The organism is Herminiimonas sp. (genome assembly GCF_030655415.1).
In genome coordinates this window covers 27653-45093 of record NZ_JAURVN010000008.1, presented here as the reverse complement: position 1 = coordinate 45093, position 17441 = coordinate 27653, and the positions used below count along the sequence as shown (strand labels likewise).

Sequence of the window (17441 nt, the reverse complement as noted above, 5' to 3'; positions counted from 1 at the left end):
GGCGAAAAGGTAGCTGGGCCAGTGTCGAAGAATTCAATAAGTCGCAACGACGGTGGTCCATTGCCGGCGTAGTACTCCTCGTCGCGTCAATTGCAATTAATGTCCTGCTGGGGTTTTACAAAGAGGGGCATAAGACACCGTCACCAAGAAATGAAGCAGTGGCAGGAATGGATTTGTCCATGCCACCAATCACATCAGAGAACGTGGCACCGCCTGAACATGTGCATGATGAAACTACCTTGGCTAACGTAGATAAAGAGGGAGTAGATTTATTAGAAACGCGTTACGGTCATCTCACGACCAATGAACATGCTCAACTCATCCTCAATGGTCGTTTGGTAAAGCCAGCAGTCCAGGCGAATTCATCACTGTCGATCAAAGAATCATTTCGCATTGGAGAGGATCATCTCGTCCTTATTGAAAATCGTGGCGGATCGGCATGTCCCGCACTCTTTAATTTCGTCGCAGTTCGGGCGAACGGTGCGCAGAGCTACCCGACATTCGGAACATGCTCTGATATTTACCAGGTCGAGCGTATTGATAACTCCGTGGTCTTGACCATGCAGGGAGCAAGTAATCAGGCGCATCGATACGTATTTGTAAACGGCTTACTTATAGACAATGGCAAACAAGTAGGAACGCAGCCAACAAAGGATTTTTCTGTTGAGGCCGTCATTGACGACCCGGACGGTTTCACAAACGTACGCGCCCAAGCCAATGGAAAAAGCGCCATCATTGGACGTGTCGAGAGTGGAGATACATTCCAGACACATCCGCAAAATTCGGATTGGTGGAAGGTACAGATAGCAGGAGGCGCTGAAGGATTCATTCACCGCAGCCGCATCGTTCTAGTGCAGCAGAGGTTCTAACATCCTTCAATCAAAAAGGGATCAGATAAGAGCCGTTCAGAACTTGCAATAACCAAACCCAAAATTAATCAAGACCGCTTCGGCGGTCTTTTTTATTTTCGACTTTATATTTCAGCATAACCAGGAAGTGCCTACCTTTTATTGGCGTGCACTCTCCTCTGCTTGGAGAAACACATGACAAGAATTACTAACGCATGCGTAGAGCAAAAAGACGTAGACGTTCTCCGTCCCTGGAGCCAATTACTGCAGGACCTTACTGCAGTAGACGCCTGGATTGTACACAGGGCAATTGAAATCCTGGATGAACAAGTGATCAAACACGGTCCAAGATTAAGTAGTCCACAGGACGTAAAAGACTATTTGCGTCTGCAACTCATCAATGAGCAGCGAGAGGTATTTGCGGTGGTTTTCATGGACACCCAAAGTCGCGTCATTGCCTACGAACCCCTGTTTTTTGGAACAGTCCACCAGACGTCTGTCTATCCGAGAGTGATCGTTCAACGCGCGATGTCATTGAATGCGGCATCAATGATCTTGGCACACAACCATCCTTCTGGTAGCACAAAACCGAGTGACGCCGACAAGCAACTTACCAATCGGCTTAAATCGCTTCTGGAGTCGATCGACGTTCGCGTGCTAGATCATTTCATTATTGGAGAGGACGGCACATTCTCATTTGCAGAGCACGGACTACTCTTTTAAACCATATCGCGTCCTAAGCATGGATGATTTTTACTTGTCTACAGATGTTATGCGAGAGAGTAATACAACGAATACATAGCAGAGATAAAAGACAATTGAATGAGCCCAATCTACCAAGGGGGTGATAAAAGGACGCGCACTTAACCTTTCTCCATATCACCTCATAAAACGACAAGTATTACCTCATCGCTCAAACGCAGCCAGCGAAGCAACTCGCTGGCTTTTTTACGTAGACATAGAGGTAAATAAAATGGCAAGTTTTCATCATTGCATCAAGAGCGGAAAGAAAGGTACTGCAGCGGATCACGCTGCCTACATTGGTAGAAAAGGCAAATACAACCAACGTGAAGATTTGATTGTAGAAGGCCACGGCAATATGCCTGAATGGGCAAATAGCAATCCATACGCATTCTGGAGAGCAGGAGATAAACACGAACGCGCTAATGGTGCGGTCTACCGCGAACATGAAATTGCACTACCTTCCGAACTCACGCTTGAACAGAATCTAGACCTGGTCAAGGACATCATCGAAACCCTCATCGGCGACAAACCTTATCAATACGCAGTCCATGCACCTTGCTCGTCAATTGAAGGAGCAACCAACACACATGTACATCTGATGTTTTCTGATCGGTTGCAAGATGATATTGATCGACCACCACTATTCAAGCGATACAACGCGAAGCAACCAGAGAATGGTGGATGCAAGAAAGACAGTGGTGGTAAGAGTAGGATTTTGCTAAGGAAAGAATTGATTCAAACACGCAAGAACTGCGCAGATCTCCAAAATGCGATGCTTGAAAGTCATGGTCATACTAGCCGTGTTGATCATCGCACACTCAAAGCACAAGGCATTAATCGGTTACCCGAATATCATCTCGGTTCCACTCGTATTCAGGCACTGTCAGCCGATGATAAGGCCGATATCGTCAATGCCAGGAAAATTCACGGTCATTCTAGGCCGGAGTAAGCACATCTCTATTGATCTCTTCGAATCGTTCTCGTACTAAGAACTAGGTAGCGATGGCGTTTTAACACCTGACATATAAAAATGAGGGCGATTCGTGCGACTAATCGCGCAAATCGCATGCTTTTCTTGCGGCCCAAATTTTTTATGAATCTTTATGGTCGTTTTCTCCTCACGTTCTAAACAATCAAGAGACGGGAAACTTTGACCCGTGTCTACACATAGCCTTACCTAGCTTCTTCTTTTACAACCATGGAATGACAGCAGCATGATCTGTCTTGTACTCAATGAGCACGCGCAAATGAAAAAGAGAAAGGCTTTCATACCTTTCTCTCTGTATTGACATGGCATCTGATTACCAAGAGTCGTACTACTATCCAATCTGCCGAATGGGCAGATGCAGGCTATGGAAATACGCATCGTTAAGCATGACGTAATGTTCTTTCTTGTTTCCCATAAATATTGATATGCGTCTCTCTGCAATCAAGCAGTTCATCGCCGCGTTTAAGCGCCATGCCGGACGAACTGGACCGTTTCTCAACACATCGTTTCTGAGGATGATTGCTATGCCCATACACCAGCATTGATTGTAAAAGAATTGCTCAAGTTTTTCCGCGTCGATATGTTCTTGAGGAGTAGCATATTCAAGTGAAAAAACACGTTTGAATGCATCCAAGTGCCATCCCATGATGTCCACTGCACGCACCAATGTATCTACGGAGATACGTCCTTCCTGCTTCGAAAAGACATGAAGTAATCCAGCAACGCGACTTGTGGTTTCTAGCAGCTTGGATGCAAAATCCTTGATATCAGACAGATCTCCTGATGGACTTAACCTCATTTCAATTTGGTTGGAAAGATCAAACCATTTGTATGTCGCTTCATCAGAAAACTCTAGTATCGTACGCTGCTTGGTGTCGGAATCAATGTGACGTCCAAATTCCTCGAGTAACTCGCGCATTCGATCATTAAATTTATTCAGACAATCCCAGCTTTGCTCTCCGCCAAGAGTAAAACGCGTTCCCTGTGTTGACGCCGGACAAGCTACTATGTATCGTGCCCATTGACCGGAATTACGCATGACTTCACCGTGCTTGTCTAAAAGCTTCTGAAGCACTTTCGCTTGAACCATACAAGAGATAGTAGCGCGAGGGTTTCGCACTGCAACACTGACGTCATCGCTGCGATCTAACGATAACAAGGACACGCCATCCCATATCTTATTGAGAGTCGCCGTCATAGCGAGTACGCCACCTTTAATGAGGAGTGCGCCCTCATCGCTCATAAAACTGATTGATTCACCATCCCCCTCAAGAACGTTCATTACTGCGCGTTCGGTGACATCTTGAAACAAGATACGTCGGTATCTTGGCTTGATTGGTTTTGATTCAGTATGTACCTTTAGTTCTTGGCTAATTTGATCAATTGGCTCGCCGTCACGCACCAGCTGTTTTAGCTTGCGACTCAAACCTGCATTTACAGCCTTCCATATACCCAATTGCGCTTCGTACTCAACAAGAGCTGCTTCGAATATCTTTCTGCGTGCTTCATCGAATTTGCGGATCTCTGTGGATAAAAGATTGGCTACAGCAGTCTTACGCTCGCCAGATTCCGCGATCGAAAGTGAATAAAGTGAAAGCGGGCTAATCTTCCCAATAGGCAAACGTATATCGAAAAGCCCTTGAATAACCACAGACATAGTTGTCAAAAGTTCGGTCGCAACTAGGGCGTCCGGCGCCTTGGTATTGCCAATAATCTCTGCTGCTGTGTTCTGAGCAACGAGATGAAATCGGTCAACTGGATATAGAGGCGGCGGATTATCAATAATCATTTTCAACTCCGATCAATGATTTAGTCAGATCTGATTCACGCATTGTCATCTCCTTTAATTGATTCTTTTGGCGCAATCAAATCAGCAAGCGTTGGCTTCGATTTCGAAACAGTTGATCCGCAGGTTTCGCATTGCATGCGCTCACCATTTTCGATTCGCAACTTCTTCTCGTTTTCTAGCAATGCGCGAAAGCCGCCCATTGAAAGTGACAAGTTCATTTTTTGCAACTCCACAAGGATGGTTTTTTGCGGAACATCCCGATTGAGTGCACGCTCGATTCCTGGGAAAAGTTTCTGAAAAAGCAAAGTCTTTTGTTGCTGTTTGCTCGGTTGCAGACCATCTAGCAAAGCAATCAGTTGCTCTGTGTTGTCAGGACCAGCGGTTTCTATATTTTTTTGATGTGTCATTTATTTAATTCCTTAAGTTGTTTTACAGCTCGCAAGGAGCATTTATTGAACGTTAGTGCGGTGACTATTTGGCCGCAGCTGGGCAATTTCTCTCGTTGTATCAGTCAGCATTACTCCTTAGTTCATTAGAGGCACAGGTCATGCACAACAGATTCATATCAGTGTTCGTTTCTCCTTAAGTTCAGGTTGGAATCAATGAACGAAGTTTAGAAAATTCAAAAGCCGACCGATACGCCGCCAACAAGTAGAGGGGGGAATAAATTTTGTGCACGGAACGGCTGATCAACGGACTGTTGACTCAAAGACTGGAGGCAAGATATCCAGCGCAAAGCGCTGACATTAACTAGAACCGCCGCTATTTGACCGAGGATGAGCGACGGTGCTGAAGTGATACTGGCGAGGGAGGTTTTCCCGTGAGTTCGGGCGCTGTATCAGGGGGAGAGGAGCCACTAATTTTTGTGGCTCCTGTAGTGGGAAAAGCAGGGCAGTGAGGATTACTAATTAACTTACTTTTTTCTGTTTCTTTCTCGTATCGGAAAGAGTGATGCTGCGTCCGGCATCTTTGCTAACCACTTATCAATAGTTTTGCTGCTTTTTCCGACCAGTTTGGGCGTACCCTCTTGCGAGAATGACTGAGCGTCTTTGAGTACACTTCGCACTGCATGCGAGCGGGAGGTCCATCCGGATGCTGGTTTTTTATCTCGGACTAACTGAAATAAGTACTGACGAAGAGCCTCATATGTTCCGTCTTTGCCTTTTCCACCGGACTTTGCAAGCGATTTCTTAGTATTAACAACGGTCTTCTTAAGCAATTCATCAATACTCAAGCCGGATACGGAAATGCCGCACCAATACATCGCATCAGCTAAATAAGACCATGCAGTATCTGGAGCTGCCGCATTCTTTGCTTTTAACGCTCGCGAAAGATAAGTCGAGGAAACAATAATTGGCCCATGAGGTGAGCGTGCTATCCAATCATTTCCATTCTTCTTTAGCTCTTCAGGGACAAATTGACTAATGATTTCAACTGGTCCCTCTATCGCTGGATCGTCATGCAAGTCAACGACGTTCAATACTTCCCAATGAAAATCGCATTGCTCCGATTCAGGAGTTTGATTTTTGTAACATTTTTCAAGATTCAAGCGCGCTATTTTTAAGAAAAACTCAAAGCCGAGCTCGTGTCTTTCTGGGCGTGGAAAATTGCTCATTCAGTTCCTATAAAAGTTAATTCCAAATTAATTGTCTAAATCAGTACGGAATTTTAGGGTGATCTCTTAACTCAATGCATTAACATTTCTCAAGTTTTCTGAGCTTATATGATGCTTATTCGTTGGCTGAGGCGAGGTTTTCTCACTTCTAAAGAATCGTTGAACGGTCAGGAAGCTGTCCGCTGCAGCTGAGAACTAAAGCGGCCCTTTTACTATTAGCAATCGCAGATATCCTTCCACGGGATTTGACCGGCAATATCGCTGGTATAGACGCTCACCTTCACCCATATTTCTTTTTGTTTGCTTTGCATGGAAGGCGTGATCGCAATTAGGTTGGCATTGGTCGACGATGAGATGCCGCCGTGTTCCAAGCCCTCCATGTAAGTATCGTAAGTATTTAGCTGTGACACCGGCTTAAAGATCAGCGATGCACTTGATGATTTGCGTGACCGCTCATACTCCGGCTGGCTGACTTTGCCGTTCGGGTGGGCCACAGTGACTCTAAAATTTGGTAATATTCTAATCATGCACTATCATTAGTTACATGAGACAAGACAGCAAACTTTCTTCCATATTGCATGTGCTTTTGCACATGGCGCACATCGAACGCCCACTTACCTCCGAAGAACTTGCGGGGTACCTGCAAACAAATGCCGTGTTGGTAAGGCGTGTGTTGGCAGGTCTGCGGACTCGCGGTTACGTCGCATCAGATAAGGGGCATGGTGGTGGTTGGTCGTTAGTGTGTGACCTTCAAAAGGTGACATTACGAGACATCTACGAAGCAGTCGGCTCCCCTACCATCTTTGCGATGGGAAACCGAAGTGAAAATCCTGCATGTCTGGTCGAGCAAGCTGTCAACAGTGCTCTGGGCGACGCATTTCGCGAAGCTGAAGAGTTGCTAATTAGCAGACTTGGCGACGTCACCCTAGCGGATTTGTCGGTGGACTTTAGTCTTCGCTACGCAAAGCATAAACATACAAAGGACGTACATGGACATCATGACTTATGACGTAATTGTTGTTGGCGGAAGTTACGCAGGACTATCCGCTGCAACTCAAATGGCGCGTACGAGACGCCCTGTATTGGTCATCGATAGTGGACAGCGACGCAATCGTTTCGCCACACATTCCCATGGCTTTTTAGGACAAGACGGACGTGCGGCTGCAGATATTGCCGCCGACGGTAAGGAGCAATTACTGTGCTATCCAAATGCTACTTGGTTAGCTGCAAAAGCATTAAAAATTGAGATTGAAGAAGGTGCATTCTTGATTAAAACCGATAAAGAATTGGTGCGCGGTAAGCGCGTTATTCTCGCGACCGGTATCGTCGATACGTTACCCGCAGTTGAGGACTACAGGAACGCTGGGGGAAAAGTATCTTTCACTGTCCATATTGTCATGGCTATGAATTAGATGCGGGCCACATCGGCGTCATCGCAAGCGGTGAACTATCGATGCATCACGCTCAGATGTTGCCTGATTGGGGTACTGTCACTTTGTTCACCAACCAAAGCTTCGTTCTGGATGACGTTCAACGACAATCTTTGTTTGAGCGAGGCGTCACAATTGATGAAAATCGCATTCGTCGTATCAGCGGCCATGCAGATGTAGAGCTGGAAGACGGCTCGATGAAAAAGATGAACGGACTATTTACCCTGTCTCGCACGCACATGGCCAGCCCTCTGGCTGAACAGGCGGGATGTATTTTTGAAGCAGGACCGCTTGGGGACTTTATACAAGTAGAACCAATGACCAAGAAGACCAGCGTTCCAGGCATCTACGCCTGTGGCGATGCGGCGCGTGCAATGGGCAACGTAGCTATTGCCGTTGCAGATGGCGCACAAGCTGGCGTAGGCGCCCATTTTTCTTTGCTCTTTCCTGAGCATTGATAGTCTTAGCTACGAAGCCTAAAATTTCCGAATGAATGAACGTCCGCTATTGGTCGGGTGGATGAATTGATTCTGAAGGTGTCGAAATCATCACGCACGTGGTCTGTACTCCATCAATGCACTATCCAGATTATCTTTTAACAACGAGTCTGTGAGGCTAATCCTGCAATACATCTTAAACAAACAAATGTCTGCTTTGGCCGAAAGCAGACATACACATGGGAATTTGCTGCAGCGTAAAGCGCACGATGGGCATGCTTCACGCTTCAAACATCATCCTTTATCAGCGTGAACGGAAGATAAGTTCTCTCATCTTCTGTAATTTTGGATATACGACCGGTACGGTCAGCATGGTGCTACCGATTGCCATCAACAACAATGCCGTAAAGGTTTGGTTGGTGATGATGCCTTTATCCAGCAATACATTACAGAAAATAATCATGATTAAAGCCTTAGTCTGCAATAACCAACCGATGATTGAAGCTTCACCCTTTTTCCAATTCAAAATTCGACCAGCCAGATGAACCCCTGCCATTTTGCCGACAACAGAAACAACCAACAAGACCGCCGCCACTGCAAATACCGCCAACCCACCCACATCGAAGTTCGTCTTTAAGCCAGTACTTAGGAAGTAGACTGGCATGATAGACATCAGGACGTTGTGACGAAGAAAATCCATTTTCTTTTGGTCGAACCAGTCTGCATCCATCACCGCGCCGGCCAGGAATGCGCCCACCATGAAGTGCAAGCCAGCCCAGTCCGCAGCCAAGCCGCAAATAGCCAACCAAATCAGGCTGACAAACCAGCGGTCATTCTCTTCGAGCCATACCATCAAGCGGCGGAAAAGAATTGTGGCAATCGTGAAGCCAACCAGAAAGGCGGCTTGCCGGCCTACACGCGTCCAATCAAGCATAATGATGGCCAGCACGCCCCAAATTGCAATGTCATCAAGGCTCGCATACCGCAGAATGCGCTGACCAATTGGTTGACGTAGCACCTCGAGCTTTTCCATCAATAAAATCAGAATCGGTAATGCCGTCACAGCACATGACATGCCGATACCCAAAACGAATTGCCACGGCATGGAGTTCGGACCCATCCACCCTGAATAAAGCAGCAATCCCAGCGCTGCGATACAGCCAAAAAGTAATGGACTACCTAATGCCAGCCCTGCCGTAATGAAGCTTTCGCGACGGTGTGCCCATGCCTGCTTCAAATCAAGCTCGATGCCGGCAATCATTACGAAAATCATGACGGCCCACCAGGCGATGCCGTTAAGCGAATGAATGATGGTCGGACTAAAAACAAACTTAAAATAATCGGGATACATCGCCCCCAGAACGCCAGGCCCCAGCACGATGCCAGCCATAATTTGTACAACCACCAAAGGTGCGTAGTAATCTGTCTTAAAAATGCGCCAAATCAGGAAGGGGACGCTGAAAATCAGCAGCATCGCAATGAGGAAAACTTCGGTGGTTGTAACGGCGTGCATGGAAATGCCTTTAGCTCAGAGAGGTTGTATACAAGATTAAGATGCACGCGATTCTGGCACAGGGGCTAATGACAATCAAACACAGATTGAAATGTAATATCAGCAGGGGATTTGATGCGTCAGCTCAACCGCCTTCATTTAGCGGTCCTCTTTGCCGAGAGCGAGCGCTGCTTCCACCCACAGCGGACACTGTTGAAACTAACGCGTTAGCTCCGCGGCGGTCGAAAGTCGTCCACTGAAGCGATAGGTTGGCGTCACCTAGCGCACGCTTGTGAACGAGCCGACAGTATGAAGACATAGCCCGCCGTGCGACGAACAGCCTCAGGGCTTCTTCGGCTCCGCTACTTTACCGTGCGCCAGCGAAGTTGTCGTTATCCGCCGGGATCCACTGTAAGCACCAGCGGTTAATGCATTCACTTCGGTTCCCGTGCGATAGCCAAGAAACTTTCCTCGTCGTAGTGCTTTACCTCGGACCGCTGCCAAGTCATGCAGAACTTGCAGCGAATTTCTCCAAAGCCCTTCTTCATCGCGTCGTACAACTGTTACTTATACCGACAGAACTGTCTGATATGAACGGCAAAAGCCGGTATGCACGCAAGTGCCACTTGCCTGGAAAGCCTTATGGCTACTCATTCTCGCCCAATTTTCATTCAAAACATGTGATAAAAATCCATGAAAGAAGGCACCACTTCAAGCTAAGCAATTTAGTCTAATTTTGTCCGTTCTGAAAATGCCTCATTTGGATGGTAGGCTACTTCATGAAAAAATATTGGAGTGCCACGCAACAGGAGTTACTCCCGCTACCAATCCACGCTGTTTTACAAAAACCTTTTCGTTAGATTTACTGATGCATGAAGTCGAACGCGCATTGCAGCGCTTTAATTAATCTGCGTTGCAAATCAGAATTTCAAATCATCCCCTGCCTTAAATAATCCTTTGCGAGTAATAGCGTATGCTGTGCTGAGCGTATCGTTGATCCATGCAGTGCCTCGATATTTCCTAACGGCTAAGAAATAGAGGTGTTGCCATGATGCATGATTTTTTACTCAATAATCGAAGTGAACTTGAAAAGCGATGCCGAGCTAAAGTTGCCCAACGTCCCGGACGGTCTGCGACAGAGCAGCAATTACAAAGCGGTGTTCCAATGTTCCTCGATCAGCTGATCCGTACGCTAGTAATCGAACAAACCGATGATCCAATGGATAGCCGCAAAATCTCCGGTCCTTCTGGCGGTGGCGCTGCCTTATCCGAAGTAAGTACCTCTGCTGCGCAGCATGGAAGAGCACTTTTATTACTCGGTTTCTCGGTTGATCAAGTGGTCCATGACTACGGCGATTTGTGTCAGGCAATTACTGATTTGGCGTTTGAGCGAGACGCTCCATTTGAAGTTGATGAATTTCGAACACTCAACCGCTGCCTGGATAATGCCATTGCAGATGCGGTGACTGAATTTAGCTATTTACGTGATTCTGAGAATGAAGCTAAGCTGGCAGCTGATGCCGCTGAGAAGCTAGGTTTTTTTGCCCACGAACTTCGTAATGCTTTAGGCACTGCAACGCTAGCGTTTTTCGCCGCAAAGACGGGCAACCTGCCTTTAACAGGCGCTACAGGCAACGTACTTGATCGCAGCCTTACTGCTTTACGTGTATTAATCGATCGTTCTTTAGCCGAGGTACGTATAGCTGGTACGCCGGTGCGGGAAGCAAAAGTATTTTCCGTTGCAGATTTCATCGACGAAATTCAGGCCGCAGGTAACCTAGCAGCCAAGGTGCGAGGAAGTACCTTTACAGTAACCACAGTTGACAAGCTAATTGCCATTAAAGGTAATCGCGAACTTTTATTCTCCGCTGTGTGGAACCTTTTGCAGAACGCTTTCAAATTTACGCATGCAGATACAGAAGTAACGTTGAATGCCTATGCGTTGGCAGATCGCATCATGATTGATATTAAAGATCATTGCGGTGGTTTGGCACCTGGCACGAAGGAGAACATGTTTTTGCCGTTTGCCCAACATAGCAGCGACAAAACGGGGGTCGGGTTGGGGCTATCGATTGCCCAAGAGTGTGTTGCAGCTGATGGCGGAACGCTAAGCGTTCAAGATGTCTCCGGTGTCGGCTGCATTTTCACAGTCAGCCTTCCTCGCTATGACATTACCGCGGGATAAATCTTGGAGAATTTTCTAGCGTAGAGATACTTCAGTTCAAGTGACCCACCATTCGAATGTCTCTGATGGCCATAACGAGCACCACTGTTCTGTCTCATTAAGTCTTAACTGCGATTATTTAAAGTATAAGGTTACGCGAAACATTAGTTTGCATTTCGCGATTTCCATTGCTATATTGAAATTCCAAAATTAACCACGGAGCATCCAAGTGACCATAAATGAATGGAAAGAAAATTGGGTGAAAACGGTTGTTGATGCTGGCTTCAGCCCAAATACAGCTTTAGATACTTACAAAGCTTTGTACGGAAGAGATGGCCCAGACATTGAGAAGTGTGCGGAAAGTGAAGCGTTCGCATTGCTTGGAAAATTAGATACTCATCAGCAGCATTAATCAAAACGGCGCAACAAACGGATTACCAATTTCAACTTGTAACGGTAATCCATGCGATAGCGATCAACGCCTTGATTTCAACAGCAAATCTTTATTGCAAATCCTTCGCGCTTACTGCTGGCCGCCAATTCTTAATTACGACCAATTCATATGCCAACCTTGGCAAAGCAACATTTGGTTATAAAAGCCCGGCATTTGCATTTCACCGAGGGCAGCTAAGCAGCGATCTGATCTGTGAATGCATCAAATGACCAGTGGCGGCCTATAAAGGGCAAATGACTTGGATCGTCCGCCCAGCACTGGATTTGATGAAGGGCTTGGTCAATCTGAAAAAACTTATCGAAATAGGCGTCGGCACCGAGTGCCGCAGTCACCTGACGATAATGATCCGGCTTGTTCGACAGCATCGCAATCAGTGGCAGGTGGCTAGGTGGAGTAGAAACTTCATTTCTTAACCGACGAAGAACATTAATTCCATTGCCTGTGCGCAGCGAGATATCTAGCAATACCAAATCAGGTGCTAGATCGTAAATAAGTTTTAACGCGGACTCTTCATTATCGGCATAGCCGACAACAAAAACATCACTCAGCTTTAAAAGCACCTCACAAAGATGCTCTCTTATTAAAACAGAGTCTTCAATTAGAACGACATTCATAAGTTCTTTCGATTAGCCAGTGCCTTCACCGTAACACTAAGCGATCGATCAAAATGTCTACCTATGCCATCATTAGTCTTAATCCGATGTAGGACAAGCTGCGTGATCGCATTTGGTTATCGTCAGCTTCTTGATCAAATGGTCTTTTTACTATCACAGCCAGCATTTCCATTAACATCAGACATGCAGACTTGATTTCGGCCTGCAGCCTTTGCGTTGTACAACGCTTGGTCCGCCAACTTCACTAAGTCAGTGAATTTTTCCTGATATAGCACTGCTTTAATACTCGCCACTCCCAAGCTAACCGTTACAACTCGCTCGGGATTTGCAGCATGAGTGATGTTCAACAACTGCACCGAAGCACGGACCCTTTCAGCGATCGCCATTGCTCCTTCTGTATCTGTATCGGGTAGAAGAATGGCCATTTCCTCGCCACCATAGCGAACGCACATATCTGCAGGGCGCGAGGGAACACTCTTTATTACTTTCGCGATTAGAGATAAACATTCATCTCCTGTAGGGTGTCCGTATAAGTCGTTAAACTGTTTAAAGCGATCCACATCAATCATAACAAGCGCTAGAGTGCTGCGATTTCTTACAGCGCGATCAAACTCTGTTTTCAATGCAACATCGAACGCGCGGCGGTTCGCCAAGCCAGTCAGGCTATCTTCGGCTGCCATTGTTTCTAGATCCCGTTGGGCGTCTCTCAAACGTAATTCAATCCCTTCACGAAGATTGATTTGATAAATAAGGTAAATTCCAAAGGCACTTATGAAAATGATTATGACGACGCAGACTGCTACTAACCGAATTGTCTCGGCGCGCCACTCTGCGTAAATATCTGCCTTTGACATTGCGACAGCAACCAGGAGTGGGTAAATTGCACCATGGCGGTGACTATAAAGGCGTTCGGTACCATCGATGCGCGACACAAGCATTGCCGTACCGACTGGACCCCTGCTTCGATATTCATTAAATACCGGCCCTTTGGAAATACTGGTGCCAACAAGCGATTCCACGAAGGGTCGCCTAGCCAGTAATATTCCGTCGTCGGTCGCCAAAAAGATGGCTCCCGATTGCCCGATATCAAATTCTTCGTAGAACCGTCGAAAATAATCTAAAGAAATCGTCGCAAGCATGACACCCGCAAAACTGCCGTCGGGATGCTCTAAACGTCGCGACAGAGTAATGATCCAGGTTTGCGTAGTTTTACTAAGCACAGCAGGACCGACATACGGACCTCTATCAGCGTAATCACGATGGTGTTCGAAGTAATCGCGATCCGTATAACTTATGCCCGCAGGCGGATTTGGATGGGAGTTGATAATCGGGTGGGCATTCTCATCAATAACGATTAACCCGGAAACAATTTCCTGCTCTGCCACCCTACGCATCAAAAAAGGCTTTAGGGCCGCAGGCTGAATATTACTCATCCCCACGTTTTCTATTCTTTCTACGAGCGCTGCTAAAATATTGTCAGTGCTGCCGATCGCAGCTTCTGCATGCTGGGTCAGTGCCCGTGCCATATTTGCAGTTAGCACTTCTGTTTGCCGTAACTCGCTCTGGCGTGCTTGCCAACTATCCCATACGACGAGTGAAGTCAAAGATACAGCGACAATTGCGATAAACGCTATAGCTCGCGAGATCAAAGATTGACGCTTGGCAATGGTCGGTATAAATAAGGAATCAGACACAGGATCCTATTTTCTATTCGATGATGCGTTATACCTGAACAAGTCTATTGCCAATCAACCCTGTGAGGAAAAACTCGACTATGACCGCGAATGTCCACATCTCATCGGATGATCGAATATTAGGTGTTCGGCGAGCCATTGTACTGGTTAGCTTCACCTGTCCCAAAGCGGACATTCCACCCAAGTACCATTAATACCTTCATCTTTATTTTTCAGTAAGAGGTTTATTAAAGTTTAATGAGTGGAATCGAACATAGTTGGTGAGGTTCTTGGAAGAAAATGGCGTAAATATATGTCCACTGTTCAATAATGCCAACAATCCTTATTGCCGACGATAACCTAGATTTTAGAGATGTTCTTGGTGATTTGTTTCGTGCACACGGATTTGATGTGCTACTTGCGGATGACGGCCAACACGCTTGGGAACTCCTGCAGGTCAGCATTCCCGATATTGTTTTATCAGACATTCATATGCCCCGCCTTGACGGAATTTCGCTTTGCGAGCGAATAAGAAATGCACCTGATATATCCAATATTCCTGTTGTACTTCTCAGTGGCAATCCTCCTAAAACCCGTCCCACGTCCGTTTCTGACGTAATTTGTAAGCCGGTTCAATTAGAAGAATTGATGGCAACTTTAAATCTCGCTCTACAAAAAGCTAACGGCAAAATTTGAAAAGGCGCAGAAAATGGTTTGGCCACTGAATGATCGTTCGTCAGTGGACGTAGCGCATGCATGTTATATTTTTCAAGGCATCACACCCTTTATGGTTAGCTCACTAACGTCCTTTGACGTGTGTATTGCGAGAAAGAATGAATGAATCTTCAGCAGAGAAATAATGTGCACATATTTGGCACGGGACCCACTACCATTGTTTTTGCCCACGGTTTTGGCTGCGATCAAAACATGTGGCGATTTTTAACCCCGGTTTTTTCAAAAAACTATAAGGTCATTGTTTTCGATTTGGTCGGAAGCGGACAGTCAGACCTGAGTGCTTACGACAACAAGAAATATTCAACTCTCCATGGATACGCTGCGGATCTGATAGAGATTCTTGATGAATATGCTGACGGCCCCGCAATATTGATTGGTCATTCTGTAAGCGCCATGATTGGCGTGCTAGCCGACGTGGAGAGGCCAGAATTATTTGCAGCGCATGTGATGGTAGGACCATCGCCTTGTTATATCAATAGCGATGATTATGTAGGAGGCTTTTCGCGAGAGGATATTGAATCTTTATTGCATTCTCTCGAAAGCAATTACCTTGGCTGGTCTAGTACTATGGCCCCCGCAATTATGGGTGCGCCAGGCAAGCCCGAACTGGGGGCTGAATTAACGAACAGCTTTTGTAATACTGACCCAGAAATTGCCAAGCAATTTGCCAGAGTGACTTTTCTTTCCGATAACCGCGCTGATATCGTTAAAGTGCAAGCACCGACACTCATTTTGCAATGCTCCGATGACTTGATTGCACCGCAATGCGTCGGTGAGTACATGAACAAAGTAATGGCCAACAGTACGCTGCGTCTTATCAATAACATCGGCCATTGTCCTCACCTTAGTGAACCGGAGCAGTGCGTCATTGAAATTGAAGAGTTCATTCTCGCATTTCAATCTGGTCAGTATGCCGACTGAATCAAAACCTGACACAGATATGCTCTATGAGCAAGCAGCCTGCGGTTTGCTGTTGACGGACGCTGACGGATTAATACTGCGTGTCAACCAAACGCTTTGCCGATGGTTAGGGTATGCCTCCAATGATCTTGTTAGCAAACGCAGAGTTCAGGATCTACTCACTATAGGTGGCAAAATATTCCATCAGACGCATTGGGCGCCACTTCTTAAAATGCAGGGCTCAGTCGCGGAAGTCAAACTGGAATTCATTCACTCAAGTGGGGAACCCATCCCGATGATGATGAACGCGATTAGCGACTCCTTTGACGCCGATATTTATCATCAAATCGCTCTTTTCATCGCCACTGATAGACACAAATACGAGCGGGAGTTGCTGGCAGCGAGAAAGAATGCTGAGGAAGTTCTTCAAGTTCAACTTGCAGCGCAACGAGAACTTGCACTCGTTGAGGCGCGTTTTCGCAATGCTGTTGAAGCTGCGCAGTTACATATATGGCACTTTGACGCGCAAACGGAAACACGTCATTTTGACGGCAGTGTCCGTGATCTTCTGGGCATCGACGAAACTCAAGAAATCTCTGATGACATATTTCTTCAGTCGATTCATCCTGAGGATCGTGAACGTGAAGCACTTTCATTGAACGCCACAGTAGATGCAGGTGCGGCCGGCTCCCGTATTACTTACCGCCTCAATGGAAAAGATGGTGTTCAGAGAACTGTTCTCTCTGCTAGCCGCGCCGTTTTTGATAACGACGGCACCTTGCTGCAAGTGATTGGCATACTCCAGGACATAACAGATCAGGCGCGGCGAAGCGCGGAAGCAGAAGACCGCGCATTGTTCGCGGAGCAAATGATAGGCATCGTTAGCCATGATCTGCGTAATCCTCTGTCGGTAATACTTAGTGGAACAGAGATGTTGAGTCGGATCGGCTTAAACCCTGATCAGACGCGGGTCGTACAGCGAATCAAACGGGCGGGCGACCGTGCCCACCGATTGATTTCCGACCTTCTTGATTTTACGGTGGCGCGCTTGGGATCTGGACTTCATATCGGCCGCCAGATGGTCGATCTGCACTCGCTGGTGAGTGATTCAATTGAAGAATTAAAACTCGCTTTTCCGAATTACAAAATCGAACATCGGGAAACCGGTACAGGGCTGTGCGAAATCGATCCCGACAGATTGGTTCAGGTCTTAGGCAACCTAGTAGCGAATGCAATTGCATATGGCAGCAGCACTGAAGCAATTACTATATCAACTACAGTTGAAACAGAAGTGATCTTTTTGAAAGTTCACAATTTTGGCGAGCCGATTCGTGCAGATTTAGTAGACACGCTCTTTAAACCAATGACGCGGGGCGTCGATGCACCCAGCGGGGCGAAAAGCGTCGGACTAGGACTCTTTATCGTTCAAGAAATCGTCAGCGCACATGGTGGAGAGATTACGGTCACGTCTTCAGCGGAAAGCGGAACAACCTTTTCCATTTCCTTGCCTGGAGTCCACAGCAGTGTTGCAAAGTAAGCAGCAATGCCTATAAGCCAA

The 17441-nt window shown here is 46.5% G+C and carries 16 protein-coding genes and 1 pseudogene; 10 read left to right on the top strand and 7 right to left on the bottom strand.

Going from position 1 to position 17441, the window contains the following annotated elements; genetic code table 11:
* The 3 genes from Q7T66_RS06655 to Q7T66_RS06645 all read left to right on the top strand — a co-directional run.
* Positions 1-869 (top strand): SH3 domain-containing protein (locus Q7T66_RS06655; protein WP_304932549.1); only part of this gene is annotated, 869 nt, incomplete at its 5' end.
* Positions 870-1043: 174 nt separating this feature from the next.
* Positions 1044-1571: a RadC family protein gene (locus Q7T66_RS06650; RefSeq protein WP_304932548.1), complete on the top strand. Its 528-nt coding sequence runs from the start codon at positions 1044-1046 to the stop codon at positions 1569-1571.
* A gap of 250 nt (positions 1572-1821) precedes the next feature.
* Positions 1822-2541, top strand: a complete 720-nt coding sequence (locus Q7T66_RS06645; protein WP_304932547.1) for a MobA/MobL family protein — start codon at positions 1822-1824, stop codon at positions 2539-2541.
* Positions 2542-2911: 370 nt separating this feature from the next.
* Here the strand turns inward: Q7T66_RS06645 and Q7T66_RS06640 are convergent, their stop codons facing one another.
* The 4 genes from Q7T66_RS06640 to Q7T66_RS06625 all read right to left on the bottom strand — a co-directional run bounded on the left by Q7T66_RS06640 (position 2912) and on the right by Q7T66_RS06625 (position 6478).
* Positions 2912-4369, bottom strand: a complete 1458-nt coding sequence (locus Q7T66_RS06640) for a YfjI family protein (protein ID WP_304932546.1) — start codon at positions 4367-4369, stop codon at positions 2912-2914.
* A 35-nt stretch (positions 4370-4404) separates the two neighbouring features.
* Positions 4405-4776, bottom strand: a complete 372-nt coding sequence (locus tag Q7T66_RS06635) for a hypothetical protein (protein WP_304932545.1) — start codon at positions 4774-4776, stop codon at positions 4405-4407.
* A gap of 506 nt (positions 4777-5282) precedes the next feature.
* Positions 5283-5984, bottom strand: a complete 702-nt coding sequence (locus Q7T66_RS06630) for a hypothetical protein (RefSeq protein WP_304932544.1) — start codon at positions 5982-5984, stop codon at positions 5283-5285.
* A gap of 215 nt (positions 5985-6199) precedes the next feature.
* Positions 6200-6478, bottom strand: coding sequence for a hypothetical protein (locus Q7T66_RS06625; protein WP_304932543.1), 279 nt, complete (start codon positions 6476-6478; stop codon positions 6200-6202).
* Positions 6479-6528: 50 nt separating this feature from the next.
* Here Q7T66_RS06625 and Q7T66_RS06620 point away from each other — a divergent pair, with 50 nt between their 5' ends.
* Together Q7T66_RS06620 and Q7T66_RS06615 are read left to right on the top strand one after the other, a co-directional pair.
* A complete protein-coding gene (locus Q7T66_RS06620) occupies positions 6529-6993 on the top strand; it encodes an Rrf2 family transcriptional regulator (protein WP_304932542.1) in 465 nt (154 codons plus the stop codon).
* Positions 6983-7872: pseudogene (locus Q7T66_RS06615) on the top strand (NAD(P)/FAD-dependent oxidoreductase). The gene Q7T66_RS06620 and the pseudogene Q7T66_RS06615 overlap by 11 nt, the downstream one beginning before the upstream one ends.
* A gap of 283 nt (positions 7873-8155) precedes the next feature.
* On the opposite strand, the gene Q7T66_RS06610 reads toward Q7T66_RS06615, so the two are convergent.
* On the bottom strand, positions 8156-9364 hold the full coding sequence (locus Q7T66_RS06610) for a cation:proton antiporter (RefSeq protein WP_304932541.1): 1209 nt from the start codon (positions 9362-9364) through the stop codon (positions 8156-8158).
* Positions 9365-10391: 1027 nt separating this feature from the next.
* Here Q7T66_RS06610 and Q7T66_RS06605 point away from each other — a divergent pair.
* Together Q7T66_RS06605 and Q7T66_RS06600 are read left to right on the top strand one after the other, a co-directional pair.
* The gene (locus Q7T66_RS06605) at positions 10392-11528 is read left to right on the top strand and encodes a HAMP domain-containing sensor histidine kinase (RefSeq protein WP_304932540.1); all 1137 of its coding nucleotides are present in this window, start codon (positions 10392-10394) and stop codon (positions 11526-11528) included.
* Positions 11529-11736: 208 nt separating this feature from the next.
* Positions 11737-11919, top strand: a complete 183-nt coding sequence (locus Q7T66_RS06600) for a hypothetical protein (protein ID WP_304932539.1) — start codon at positions 11737-11739, stop codon at positions 11917-11919.
* Positions 11920-12134: 215 nt separating this feature from the next.
* Here Q7T66_RS06600 and Q7T66_RS06595 read toward each other — a convergent pair whose 3' ends face one another.
* Together Q7T66_RS06595 and Q7T66_RS06590 are read right to left on the bottom strand one after the other, a co-directional pair.
* Positions 12135-12575, bottom strand: a complete 441-nt coding sequence (locus Q7T66_RS06595; RefSeq protein WP_304932538.1) for a response regulator transcription factor — start codon at positions 12573-12575, stop codon at positions 12135-12137.
* Between the two features lie 134 nt (positions 12576-12709).
* Complete coding sequence (locus Q7T66_RS06590) at positions 12710-14269, bottom strand: sensor domain-containing diguanylate cyclase (protein WP_304932537.1); 1560 nt, start codon at positions 14267-14269, stop codon at positions 12710-12712.
* Between the two features lie 309 nt (positions 14270-14578).
* Here Q7T66_RS06590 and Q7T66_RS06585 point away from each other — a divergent pair, with 309 nt between their 5' ends.
* The 3 genes from Q7T66_RS06585 to Q7T66_RS06575 all read left to right on the top strand — a co-directional run bounded on the left by Q7T66_RS06585 (position 14579) and on the right by Q7T66_RS06575 (position 17420).
* Positions 14579-14944, top strand: coding sequence for a response regulator (locus Q7T66_RS06585; protein WP_304932536.1), 366 nt, complete (start codon positions 14579-14581; stop codon positions 14942-14944).
* A 141-nt stretch (positions 14945-15085) separates the two neighbouring features.
* The gene (locus Q7T66_RS06580; protein WP_304932535.1) at positions 15086-15904 is read left to right on the top strand and encodes an alpha/beta fold hydrolase; all 819 of its coding nucleotides are present in this window, start codon (positions 15086-15088) and stop codon (positions 15902-15904) included.
* A complete protein-coding gene (locus Q7T66_RS06575; protein WP_304932534.1) occupies positions 15894-17420 on the top strand; it encodes a sensor histidine kinase in 1527 nt (508 codons plus the stop codon). Before Q7T66_RS06580 ends, Q7T66_RS06575 begins: the two co-directional genes overlap by 11 nt.
* Positions 17421-17441 lie beyond the last annotated feature (21 nt).

Excerpts from the sequence above, each read along its gene's own strand:
- Q7T66_RS06650 (WP_304932548.1), top strand. The coding sequence starts at position 1,044 with ATGACAAGAATTACTAACGCATGCGTAGAGCAAAAAGACGTAGACGTT.
- Q7T66_RS06645 (WP_304932547.1), top strand. The coding sequence starts at position 1,822 with ATGGCAAGTTTTCATCATTGCATCAAGAGCGGAAAGAAAGGTACTGCA.
- Q7T66_RS06640 (WP_304932546.1), bottom strand. The coding sequence starts at position 4,369 with ATGATTATTGATAATCCGCCGCCTCTATATCCAGTTGACCGATTTCAT.
- Q7T66_RS06635 (WP_304932545.1), bottom strand. The coding sequence starts at position 4,776 with ATGACACATCAAAAAAATATAGAAACCGCTGGTCCTGACAACACAGAG.
- Q7T66_RS06630 (WP_304932544.1), bottom strand. The coding sequence starts at position 5,984 with ATGAGCAATTTTCCACGCCCAGAAAGACACGAGCTCGGCTTTGAGTTT.
- Q7T66_RS06620 (WP_304932542.1), top strand. The coding sequence starts at position 6,529 with ATGAGACAAGACAGCAAACTTTCTTCCATATTGCATGTGCTTTTGCAC.
- Q7T66_RS06610 (WP_304932541.1), bottom strand. The coding sequence starts at position 9,364 with ATGCACGCCGTTACAACCACCGAAGTTTTCCTCATTGCGATGCTGCTG.
- Q7T66_RS06605 (WP_304932540.1), top strand. The coding sequence starts at position 10,392 with ATGATGCATGATTTTTTACTCAATAATCGAAGTGAACTTGAAAAGCGA.
- Q7T66_RS06595 (WP_304932538.1), bottom strand. The coding sequence starts at position 12,575 with ATGAATGTCGTTCTAATTGAAGACTCTGTTTTAATAAGAGAGCATCTT.
- Q7T66_RS06585 (WP_304932536.1), top strand. The coding sequence starts at position 14,579 with ATGCCAACAATCCTTATTGCCGACGATAACCTAGATTTTAGAGATGTT.
- Q7T66_RS06580 (WP_304932535.1), top strand. The coding sequence starts at position 15,086 with ATGAATCTTCAGCAGAGAAATAATGTGCACATATTTGGCACGGGACCC.
- Q7T66_RS06575 (WP_304932534.1), top strand. The coding sequence starts at position 15,894 with ATGCCGACTGAATCAAAACCTGACACAGATATGCTCTATGAGCAAGCA.